Genomic DNA, 10,882 nt, shown 5'->3' with positions numbered 1-10,882 from the left:
CGTGAATGAGTCTTTTATACTCGCGGACGAGTCTTTGATACTCGTGAATGAGTCTTTTATACTCGCGGACGAGTCTTTGATACTCGTGAATGAGTGAATGTTATTGCAAGGTTAGCGATGTTTACGACGGGCTACGCCTACGCACCCTGCTAACTTAAACATGACAGCCGTTTTTATACACATGAACACACTAATCCAGTCTCTAATGCTTAGTTACGATATACTACTTTAGTAAATATCGCTACAGAGTTGGTGAGGTTTACAGGTGACAAACGAAGAACTGTTGCAAATTATTGAACAAGCTGCCAGGGGAAACGCAACGGAGCTAAACCTCGATAACAATCAACTCAGCAGCCTGCCGCCAGAAATCAGCCAACTCTCCAACTTGACTGAGCTATATCTCGATAACAATCAACTCAGCAGCTTGCCGCCAGAAATCAGCCAACTCTCCAACTTGACTGAGCTATATCTCGATAACAATCAACTCAGCAGCCTGCCGCCAGAAATCAGTCAACTCTCCAACTTGACAACGCTAGACCTCAATAACAATCAACTCAGCAGCCTGCCGCCAGAAATCAGCCAACTCTCCAACTTGACTGGGCTATCCCTCTATAACAATCAACTCAGCAGCCTGCCGCCAGAAATCAGCCAACTCTCCAACTTGACAAGGCTATACCTCGATAACAATCAACTCAGCAGCCTGCCGCCAGAAATCAGCCAACTCTCCAACTTGACTGAGCTATATCTCGATAACAATCAACTCAGCAGCCTGCCGCCAGAAATCAGCCAACTCTCCAACTTGACAACGCTATACCTCCATAACAATCAACTCAGTAGCCTGCCGCCAGAAATCAGCCAACTCTCCAACTTGACAATGCTATCCCTCGATCACAATCCACAATTAAGCTCGCCGCCGCCTGAAATTGTCGAGCAGGGAACGCAGGCAATTTTGACCTATCTTCGAGAAAGATTAGAGGGTAGCTTACGGCAGTGGGTTTCTAAATTGCTAGTTGTCGGTGAAGGAGGAGTGGGTAAAACATCCTTGTTAAGAGCATTACGCGGTGAAGAGTTCGACACCCAGGAATCCACTACTCATGGTATTGAAATTAAATGGCTCGATTTAACCCATCCCGGAAAAGCAGGTACTACAATGCATCTGAAAACCTGGGATTTCGGTGGACAGGAAATTTATCATGCTACCCATCAATTCTTTCTCACCAACCGCTCCCTATTTTTACTCGCCTGGAATGCTCGACTGGGATTTGAGCAAGGAAAACTCTATTACTGGCTAGATACTATCAAAGCCTTAGCCCCAGAATCCCCAATTTTACTTGTCGCCACCCACATCGATGAACGAGATGCCGACCTTCCCATAGTTGAGTTACGCCGCAAGTACCCCCAGATTATTCAACACTATAAAATTAGCTCTAAAATCATCCGAGGTGTTGAAAAACTGCGGCAAGCAATTGCTGAAGCAGCCGCTAAGTTACCTTTAATGGGGGAAATCTGGCCTACCACTTGGCTAAATGCTGCCAATGCCATCCGCACCCAGCCGAAAAAACAAATCACACCGCAGCAACTGTGGGACATCATGGCTGATTCCCAAGTTGCTGACATCAGTAAGGAAGTGCTGGCGCGATGGCTGCATGAATTAGGTGAGATTCTTTACTTCCAAGACAACGAAGAACTTAACGATACTGTTATTCTCCAGCCCCAGTGGGTAACTGAATATATTAGCAAAGTGCTGGAAAGCGAAGACGTAATCAACCGCTTGGGCATTTTCACCCGTGAGGAAATGAATCAACTTTGGCGCGACTTAGAGCCATCCATGCGGGATCACTTCCTGCGCCTCATGGAGCGTTTTGACCTTTCCTACCGCACTCAAGAAAACCGGGATATCAGTTTAGTTGTAGAACGTTTGCCCCTCGACGCGCCTAATTATGATCAGAAATGGCAGCAAATAAAACAAGCAGGTGATTGCCATGAAATTTCGATGAAATTTCAACTCAATACGATTCCTGCGGGTATTCCCACTTGGTTTATTGCGCGTCAACACCGCTTTACAACTGGCATTCATTGGCGTAACGGTGTCTTATTTGCTTATGAGCAAGAACATTTAGCATTAGTGCAAGCTGTTAAAAGCGATAGGTATTTACAATTAACAGTCCGGGGAGCATACCCCCAGAATTTATTTGCACTACTCAAAGATGGTATCGAACTACTTCTACGAAGGTTTCCAGGATTAGACATTCAACGCAAAATTCCCTGTCTTGGTCATAATGGTCAACGATGTACCCACGAGTTTGACTATGAACAAGTACAACAGCGATTCCAAAGAAATAAACTAACAATTGAATGCCCAAAAGCTACAGAAGATGAAGATGTATCAGTAATAGAACTCTTGCAGGGATTAGATTGGACAAAAGGAGATGCAATTTTAGACTGCCTGAAAGATTTAAGTAATAAAGTTGATAAAAGTAATGATGAAATGAAAGATAAACTAGATAATCTTCTAGAACTGACGCAACGGGAATTTACCAAAGCCTTCCGCCGCGAACAAGCAATCATAGATTCTCATTGTCCCAATGTCTTTGTGCTGCGTCCTCATGGTGCTAAAGCTTGGCAAAAGAATCTAACTGGACAGAAATTAGATTTACAACTCTATTGCCAAGCACCGGGCTGTTGGCATCCCACCCAAGAAGGCGGTTTATATGAAATAAATGAACCTGCCAAATGGTTGAGAGTAACTGCACCTTATATTGGTAACTTATTCAAAGTCTTAAGATATGCTGCACCGATAATTGGCCCTTGGCTGGGTGTCGTAGATCCCAAAGAATATGAAACGCTATTTAAAAACGATTTAGAACTATTTAAAGAACTAGCAGCAAAATTACCTGAACTCAAACAATCTGAAGATTTAGAATTAACAGACAAAATTGCTAGAGGTGAAGATTTAGATCCAGAACGCGCCGATGGTGCAGCTTTGCGTGCCTTGCGTCAACTTTTAGAAGAAAAAGATCCCCAGCAGCACTGGGGTGGATTAAAGAAAGTCTTGACTCCAGAGGGACATTACCTATGGCTATGCGAACATCACGCAGCAGAGTATAAACGCTAACTATTTTAGATTTGAGATTGTGATCTTGAATTGTAGAGAAACAATTCATCAACTATTCCCTAAACCAGCAGCAATAGTTTTAAGAGTATTTAAATAGCTCCATGACAGAGCAAGCATTTAAAACAATTACTTAGGATTCCTATATATACTAATAGGGTATATTTGACTAGAATTAAGGTATTATAGCGATTATTATTTAGATACCATAAGCGCCAGGGGTTTACAGAAGTGCGCCTCTAAGACTGACACGCCAGTTTAGCTATAAATTAATATCTACGGTTTTACGGGTATTAGAAAAATGAAGTTTACAGACTGGGTGACTAGAGTACTACTAATCTGGCTGATGTTCGCCACTCTAATAGTAGTGCTGCTAATTGGACGAGCAACAAAATTACATAACAATCCGACAATATCCCGTACATCCAATCCACAGGTTACAGCTTTCAGTCAATATCCCCAGGCGCAATTCCAATCAGCGAAAGAGCCAGAGAAGAAATTTCAAAATGTTATCAAGTCCCCAGTCAAGACTAACAAACCTGTAGCAAGGTATGTAACCACTCAAGCTTTTGCACAGTACAGACCTAATTATCAAGTTGCTTCGGTTGACCCAAGTAACTATGGAGAACGGTACGTTCAAGATGTTAACGGCGTAACTCTCCACAATCAACCAATTATCGTCCTCCATGAAACTGGTTATTCTGCTTCCAGCGCCATCAATTTCTTTCAAGTAGCCCATAACGATGAAAGTGTGCAAGCAAGTTACCACGCTTTAGTCAAGTTAGACGGAACGGTGGTTTATCTAGTACCCCCAGAAAAGCGGGCTTTTGGTGCAGCTAACTCTGTGTTTGATGGTTCTCAGGGAGTGGAAACTGTGCAGACTAATCCGAATTTGCCGGCTTCTGTGAATAATTTTGCCTATCATGTCTCTTTGGAAACACCGCCAGATAGTTATGACAGTGGCAGTCAACAAACCCATAGCGGCTACACGGAGGCTCAATATAATTCTCTTGCTTGGTTAATTGCTCAAAGTCAAGTCCCAGATGATCGCATCACTACGCACCATTTAGTAGACCGTTCTGGTAAAAAAGTTGACCCGATAAATTTTGATGGTAATAAATTTCTTAGCTTACTTAATACTTATCGTCAAATAAGACCAATCTATCGAGTCAGCAAATAATTTATTCAATCTTGTGGGGTGGGCGTCTTGCCATATTTTGCCCTCACCCCCAGCCCCTCTCCCAACAATGGGAGAGGGGAGCAAATTCTCCAGTTCCCCTTCTCCCATGTTGGGAGAAGGGGTTAGGGGATGAGGGCTGTCTTTAATTTTGAATTGTTAACTTGCTCAAGGAGGCGCGATCGCGTCAAAATAAGAGTTAGACGCTGTAACCTAACTTAATAATGACCCCAACGCAGCTTGAGCAAATTTCCCCTCAACCAACACCGCCAAATGAGCGGGGATATGAATATGATTTGGTAATTGTCGGCGGTGGGATTATTGGGTTAACTCTAGCCTCGGCTTTAAAAGATTCTGGTTTGAGTATTTTGCTCATTGAGGCGAAAGTGGCATCAGCGGCGGTAGCGAAGGGACAAGCTTATGCAGTTCATCAGCTTTCGTCGCTAATTTATCAAGGAATTGGCGTTTGGGACAAAATGTTGCCGCAAATCGCCAAGTATTGCCGAGTCCATCTTTCGGATGCCGATTATCCCGATGTGGTGGAATTTACCACAGATGATATAAATACCCCAGAATTGGGTTATGTGGCGGAACACCAAGCACTGTTGCAGCCGTTGCAAGAGTTTGTCCAAAATTGCCCAAATGTGACTTATCTCTGTCCGGCGGAAGTGGTAAATACGCAATACCAGCAGAATATAGTCGCCATCGAGATAAAAGTTGCCGATCAACTAAAGACAGTCAAGAGCAAATTAGTTGTAGCAGCAGATGGATCGCGATCGCCAATTCGGCAAGCTGCTGGAATCAAAACCTCTGGCTGGAAATATTGGCAATCTTGCATCGTCGCCTTTGTCAAACCAGAAAAACCCCACAATAACACCGCTTACGAAAGATTTTGGTCTAGCGGCCCCTTTGCGATTTTACCTTTACCGGGGAACCGTTGCCGCATTGTCTGGACAGCGCCCCACGAAGAAGCAAAAGCTTTGTGTGCTTTAAATGACGAGCAATTTTTGGTAGAACTAACCCGCCGCTATGGCGATCAGATGGGAAAATTGGAATTACTAGGCGATCGCTTTGTTTTTCAGGTACAACTCATGCAAAGCGATCGCTATGTTCTTCCCCGACTAGCATTAATTGGTGATGCGGCGCACAATTGCCATCCCGTCGGTGGACAAGGTTTAAATTTGGGTATTCGGGATGCCGCAGCTTTGGCGCAAGTAATTCAAGCAGCGCACAAAGCGGGTAAAGATATTGGCGATATTCAGATTCTCAAAGGTTATGAACGCTGGCGCAAGCTAGAGAATCTGACAATTTTAGGTTTCACCGATTTGTTAGATCGGATGTTTTCTAATAATTTCTTCCCTGTGGTGGTGGTTCGCCGCTTAGGTTTATGGTTTTTGCAGCGAGTACCTGTATTAAAAGTATTTATGCTGAAATTGATGATTGGCTTAAAAGGGCGGACTCCAGAATTAGCAAAACGATAAAGCTTGAGAACGCGATCGCTGATATGTTTACTTGATTAAATTTGCAAAAAGTTAGCGATCGCCTGCGGTAATGGCAGAATAATTATAATCAACAAAGCCATTGCCAGTAACCCCCAAACGTCACGTTTGTTATCCAATTCAGTGACATCATTCAGTGCAGGTTCATCAATCAACGGCATAAATAATAAGATAATCGCCCACACCAAAAATTCTTCTCGTACTAAAGAAAGTAACAGCAACAACACACGAGCAATTTGACCAATTACGATCGCAGTTCGTTGTCCAAACATCGCATGGACAATGTGACCTCCATCTAGTTGTCCCACAGGCATTAAATTTAATGCCGTGACAACTAGTCCTAAAAAACCTGCTACTGCAACTGGATGCAAGTCAAGGGCTGATTTTGCTGTTAACTGACTTCCCAAAGCTAACTTCGAGAGTATAGCCAGTAAAATTGAATACTTGGGATTGAGGGCATCAGGATTTAAAAGTTGGGTTTTTTCAGTTAGGGAAACCACGTCAGAATGAGCCAAGCCCCATATTAGTAATGGCAAAGTAGCAACAAAACCTGCAATTGGCCCAGCAATACTAATATCAAATAAAGCTTTGCGGTTAGGAATGGGACTACGCATCTGAATAAATGCGCCAAAAGTTCCTAAGAAGAAAGGTACAGGAATAAAGTAAGGCAACGTCGAGCGAATCTTGTAAAATTTAGCTGTTAAATAATGCCCAAGTTCGTGAATGCCCAAAATAGTCATCAGTCCTAAAGCATAAGGTAATCCTTTGAATAGGACATCTGGATTAGATAAAAGTTTGAACAAAGATCCAATTTGCCAGATAGGCGGCAGAGTAACACCAGCATTTTGCACTCCCACCAAGGTAGTAGTGATCAAAGTAGCTGCTAGCAGCATCAGCGCTAATCCTGGGCGAGTTAACTGTTCCTGGTTGCGTCGTGGTGTATCTGTCTGTTTCGCAGCTTGAGTGTTGGGAACCAGGACAAAGAAAGGTTTGCCATTGAAGCCTTCTTGAAAAATCAGCAAGAAGCGATCGCCAAATTGTGCTTCAATATTAGTTTTAATCTGCTGGTAAGCGTTGCTGGCTTTAGTTCGCAACTGACCCCGGCAAATCACAGATTGTGGTCGATACTCAATATTTTGAACGTAGTATACAGACCAAGGAAAACAATTTCGCAGTTGGGTTTCTTCCGTTGGTTCAATGGGACGCACTGTTGGTTCTGGGGTAGGCTGGATAGTTGGTTGTGATTCTGAGGCTTGGGTTTGGGCTTCGGTCTGTGTATCTCTTGGTACTTGACGCCCCCATTGAAACAACACCCAGTACAAGACTGTGCAGACAAATATAGACCAGAGGATCAGCCCTGGCGGTGGAGATTGTTTCGCCCCGTAGATTAGCGTCCATCCACTCAACAGAAATGCTGGTGTCATTAAAACCAGCCACAACAACCATACTGGTGTTCGGGTGATGTGAGCAACGCTGCGCTGCACCATGAGATAAGTAGCTAGCCCCAGCAGGAGGATAAACAGAAACCAAAATGCCATGTTCTCTTCAGTAATTTTGACAAAACGCCCCACCAGTAGCTTCAGCACCATAGCATTAACTACAAGGCAGACTTAAAATCCCAATTTTTTTCACAACGGTTAACAGTGCTGGTTAAGGCTCAAGTTTCAATTCTTGAGAATTTCCGCACTGTCATCAAATTGTCCACAACTCCTCAGTTTCGGTTCTTTGATTATGTGCTCTTTACCTCAACAGCCAAGTCATACAACTAAGCCGCCACGGGCTGTCTTCCCTGACGAAGTTCTCAGCGGAGGTTCTCTGCAATCGGACTTCGCACAAGAGAGCATTTTTGCCTTTCCACCCAATCGGGACACATTAGGGGGAACCTCTTATTTTATTGTAAGAAATGAAGGCAATATCCTCATAGATTGCCCTGCACTAGAAAAAACAAATCAAGATTTTTTGCGATCGCATGGAGGCGTGCGTTGGTTATTTCTCACCCATCGCGGCGCCATTGGCAAGACCGCTGAAATTCAGCAAACCTTTGGCTGCGAGGTGCTGATTCAAGAGCAAGAAGCGTATTTATTGCCAGGCTTAACCGTAACTACCTTTAGGGAAGAATTTACTCTTGATGCCGCAACACAAGTGATTTGGACACCAGGGCATTCTCCCGGCTCATCTTGTTTCTACTACAGTAAACTTGGAGGTATATTATTTTCTGGTCGCCATTTACTCCCTAACCAGCATGGTCAAGCAGTACCATTACGGACAGCTAAAACCTTTCACTGGCCAAGGCAAATTCAAAGCCTTCAATTATTGTTAGAACGTTTTACACCAGAAACTCTCCAGTATATTTGTCCTGGAGCTAATACAGGCTTTCTTAGAGGAAAGCGGGTCATAGATCGAGCTTATCAACACCTCGTCTCTCTGGATTTACCAGCTTTGCTGGGGATACAACCCCTTTAGAGGTAGCAGGGCTTGTGAACGCCACAAGGGTAAAGTTTGATTAAAAATAAATTCTTTGGGCTTGGGTGATGAAAAAGGGTTGTGTAACTCGATAGATGGGCTGAGGTACGAAGCCCATCTTACCGCGCTTGAGTGCAAACCCCGGATTTCTCACCACATCTCTCAAAGCCTGCGCTTGTGAAAAATCCGGGAAACGACATTCTTATCTCTGTTTGCAGCTTGCGGTAAGTTCTACATTGTAGAAAGTCCCTGATTTGGGCTTAATTGAACGCAATTGCTGGATAAAAGCATTAAATGTTGTATTGCTTGTGCCAAAGCCAGCTTCAGCACAAGCAGATAAACCTCCTTCGATGGGAATAGGAGAGCCGACCCTGGGACTATATACAATGAATTTATCGACGGTGCTAGTGCCGACTGCAAACCCGATAACCTGGCGAATTGTTTGCAAAGCGGCATTATCTAAGGGGCCACCAATACTGCCAATACTGATATTAACCGCACGATTTTCAGCAAAGGCTGGCGCAGTAATCGACAATACTGCCCCGACAATCATTAAACTGGTGAATTTCTTCATTTTTCTCTCCTCCAAAAAATTGAAAAACTAATAATTAGGTTTCGATATAGATGAAGTACATCAGAGACTTTGCCATATAAGGTTTTCAGCCATAGTGTTGTACCTCACTCGTTTTACTTTTATTCCCAACTTATAGTATTGCCCATTTCGTCAGGTAGCGATCGCGTACTAGCCGAATAATTAGTAACATTAAAATATTTTCGTGTGCAATGAAAAGACCTGGATTTATTGAGCGTCATCACCTGTGGACAGAAATCCAAAAAGAAGCATCTTCAAAGATCGAGGCTGTTGTTAAAGAACGGGATCTACTGTTGATTCGTACCGCTTGGTCAGACCAGCATGGCATTGTTCGCAGCAAGTCACTCTTACCCCAAGCGTTTTTAAGCGCCTTAGAAAACGGTATGCAAATCAGCACAGGGACATTCCTGTTTGATACTGGTGGTGCAATAGTATTTAACCCGTTTGTTCCTGGCGGTAGTTTAGATATGCCTTCGATGACAGGTGCGCCAAATCTTGTGGCTGTTCCTGACCCTGATACCTTCAAAATTCTGCCTTGGGCAAAACGTACTGGCTTTATTCTCTGTGACGAGTACTTTCAAAATGGTCAGGTAATGCCCTTTTCCAGTCGCGGTATTTTGCGCCAATCATTGGTAGAGTTACATCAAAGAGGATTAGAGCATATTGTCGGCTTAGAAGTTGAGTGGTATCTGGCAAAGTTAGAAGATCCAATGTTAGCGATCGCTAATGTTGGTACTTCTGGAAAACCTGGTGAACCTGCCAAAGTTAGCGCTGTAGAGCATAGTTTCCAATACCTTTTAGAATCACACAATCCAGAGATTCACGACTTACTGCGCGTTTTAGCAGAAAACTTAGTTGAAATGGGATTGCCTTTAAGGAGTGTAGAAAACGAAGGAGGTGTCGGTCAATTTGAATTTACCTTTGACCCGATTCCGGCATTGCAAGCTGCGGATACAATGATGATATTCCGAATGGCGACCAAGCAAATCTGCCGTCAACAAGGTTACATCGCATCATTTATGTGTCGTCCAGGATTGCAAGGTTCTTCTTCCAATGGCTGGCATTTGCACCAATCCCTTGTAGACCGAACCACAGGCGAGAACGCTTTCATGTCTGCAAACACCAAAACCCTAATGTCAGATTTAGGTAAACATTTCGTTGGTGGTCTTCTTAAACACGCCAATGCCGCTTCTGTGTTCACAACCCCGACAATTAACGGCTACAAAAGATTTAGACCTTATTCCCTAGCTCCTGACCGTGCCGGATGGGGATTGGAAAACCGAGGGGCAATGATTAGATTACAAGGCGGTTATGATGACCCCACCACCCACATTGAAAACCGAGTTGGAGAACCAGCAGCCAATCCTTACCTGTATATGGCATCGCAATTGATTTCTGGGGTAGATGGTGTAGATTGTAAAGTTGACCCTGGCTCCCCAACAGAGTCACCTTACGCTACAGAAAGTCTGACCTTACCCAAAAGTTTGCCAGAGGCGATTTCATATTTGAGCCAAAGCGAACTTTTTTCTCAAAAAATGGGGCAGCAGTTCATCAACTTCATCATTAAGATGAAACAGAGTGAAATTAATCGCTTTTTGCAGTCCGTCGCCGATCGGCCACCAGAAGAGTATTTAAAGCAGGTGACTAACTGGGAGCAAAGAGAATATTTTGAATTATTTTGAAGTGAATAATTCTTGGAAATGTCGCGCTTTTAAGGATGATTATTCAAGTTTCAAATAAGTTTTCGGTGCATGAGCAATTGCATTCCGTCCATACTTACTTAAGAAAAATTATTATATTTTTAACTTTATACAAACATAATTACATAAAAGTAAATATTTGGTAAAAGATAAATTAATACTTGTTTTGCTCAGTTAATACCTTCGCCAATTTGCGAGGGTGAGTTGATGTATAAACTCTTATTTTGGCAAAGGTATTGGTAACTATAGTAACCGCCAAGGCAGTTAGGACGTAAACTGAAAGTAGTCCCTTGTTTGAGAAGCGATCGCTTAACCAATGCCAAAACCCTACAGTTACGA

At 43.3% G+C, this 10,882-nt stretch carries 8 protein-coding genes; 5 read left to right on the top strand and 3 right to left on the bottom strand.

Going from position 1 to position 10,882, the window contains the following annotated elements:
* Window positions 1-265: 265 nt before the first annotated feature.
* The 3 genes from V7L12_RS02170 to V7L12_RS02160 all read left to right on the top strand — a co-directional run bounded on the left by V7L12_RS02170 (window position 266) and on the right by V7L12_RS02160 (window position 5,770).
* Window positions 266-3,115: a COR domain-containing protein gene (locus V7L12_RS02170; RefSeq protein WP_335081716.1), complete on the top strand. Its 2,850-nt coding sequence runs from the start codon at window positions 266-268 to the stop codon at window positions 3,113-3,115.
* Window positions 3,116-3,413: 298 nt separating this feature from the next.
* Window positions 3,414-4,292, top strand: a complete 879-nt coding sequence (locus V7L12_RS02165) for an N-acetylmuramoyl-L-alanine amidase (RefSeq protein ID WP_335081714.1) — start codon at window positions 3,414-3,416, stop codon at window positions 4,290-4,292.
* 221 nt (window positions 4,293-4,513) lie between these two features.
* A complete protein-coding gene (locus V7L12_RS02160) occupies window positions 4,514-5,770 on the top strand; it encodes an FAD-dependent hydroxylase (RefSeq protein WP_335081712.1) in 1,257 nt (418 codons plus the stop codon).
* 35 nt (window positions 5,771-5,805) lie between these two features.
* Here the strand turns inward: V7L12_RS02160 and V7L12_RS02155 are convergent, their stop codons facing one another.
* The gene (locus V7L12_RS02155) at window positions 5,806-7,326 is read right to left on the bottom strand and encodes a site-2 protease family protein (RefSeq protein ID WP_335081718.1); all 1,521 of its coding nucleotides are present in this window, start codon (window positions 7,324-7,326) and stop codon (window positions 5,806-5,808) included.
* A gap of 193 nt (window positions 7,327-7,519) precedes the next feature.
* Here V7L12_RS02155 and V7L12_RS02150 point away from each other — a divergent pair, with 193 nt between their 5' ends.
* Entirely contained in the window at window positions 7,520-8,251 is a 732-nt protein-coding gene (locus V7L12_RS02150; RefSeq protein WP_335081710.1) for an MBL fold metallo-hydrolase, read from the top strand.
* A gap of 202 nt (window positions 8,252-8,453) precedes the next feature.
* Here the strand turns inward: V7L12_RS02150 and V7L12_RS02145 are convergent, their stop codons facing one another.
* Window positions 8,454-8,825, bottom strand: a complete 372-nt coding sequence (locus tag V7L12_RS02145) for a hypothetical protein (RefSeq protein WP_335081708.1) — start codon at window positions 8,823-8,825, stop codon at window positions 8,454-8,456.
* A 209-nt stretch (window positions 8,826-9,034) separates the two neighbouring features.
* Between V7L12_RS02145 and V7L12_RS02140 the strand changes: the two genes are divergently transcribed.
* Entirely contained in the window at window positions 9,035-10,525 is a 1,491-nt protein-coding gene (locus tag V7L12_RS02140; protein WP_335081706.1) for a glutamine synthetase family protein, read from the top strand.
* Window positions 10,526-10,697: 172 nt separating this feature from the next.
* Here the strand turns inward: V7L12_RS02140 and V7L12_RS02135 are convergent.
* On the bottom strand, window positions 10,698-10,882 hold a 185-nt coding region (locus V7L12_RS02135; RefSeq protein WP_335081704.1), incomplete at its 5' end, for a hypothetical protein.

Origin of the sequence: Nostoc sp., from assembly GCF_036918245.1 — a bacterium.
Taxonomy (GTDB): domain Bacteria; phylum Cyanobacteriota; class Cyanobacteriia; order Cyanobacteriales; family Nostocaceae; genus Nostoc.
Note: the sequence above shows the minus strand (reverse complement) of the source record. Positions and strands in the feature narration are given on the sequence as shown.

Bases quoted from the DNA above. Each gene is read 5' to 3' on its own strand.
- V7L12_RS02165 (WP_335081714.1), top strand. From the start codon at position 3,414: ATGAAGTTTACAGACTGGGTGACTAGAGTACTACTAATCTGGCTGATG.
- V7L12_RS02160 (WP_335081712.1), top strand. From the start codon at position 4,514: ATGACCCCAACGCAGCTTGAGCAAATTTCCCCTCAACCAACACCGCCA.
- V7L12_RS02155 (WP_335081718.1), bottom strand. From the start codon at position 7,326: ATGGCATTTTGGTTTCTGTTTATCCTCCTGCTGGGGCTAGCTACTTAT.
- V7L12_RS02150 (WP_335081710.1), top strand. From the start codon at position 7,520: ATGTGCTCTTTACCTCAACAGCCAAGTCATACAACTAAGCCGCCACGG.
- V7L12_RS02145 (WP_335081708.1), bottom strand. From the start codon at position 8,825: ATGAAGAAATTCACCAGTTTAATGATTGTCGGGGCAGTATTGTCGATT.
- V7L12_RS02140 (WP_335081706.1), top strand. From the start codon at position 9,035: ATGAAAAGACCTGGATTTATTGAGCGTCATCACCTGTGGACAGAAATC.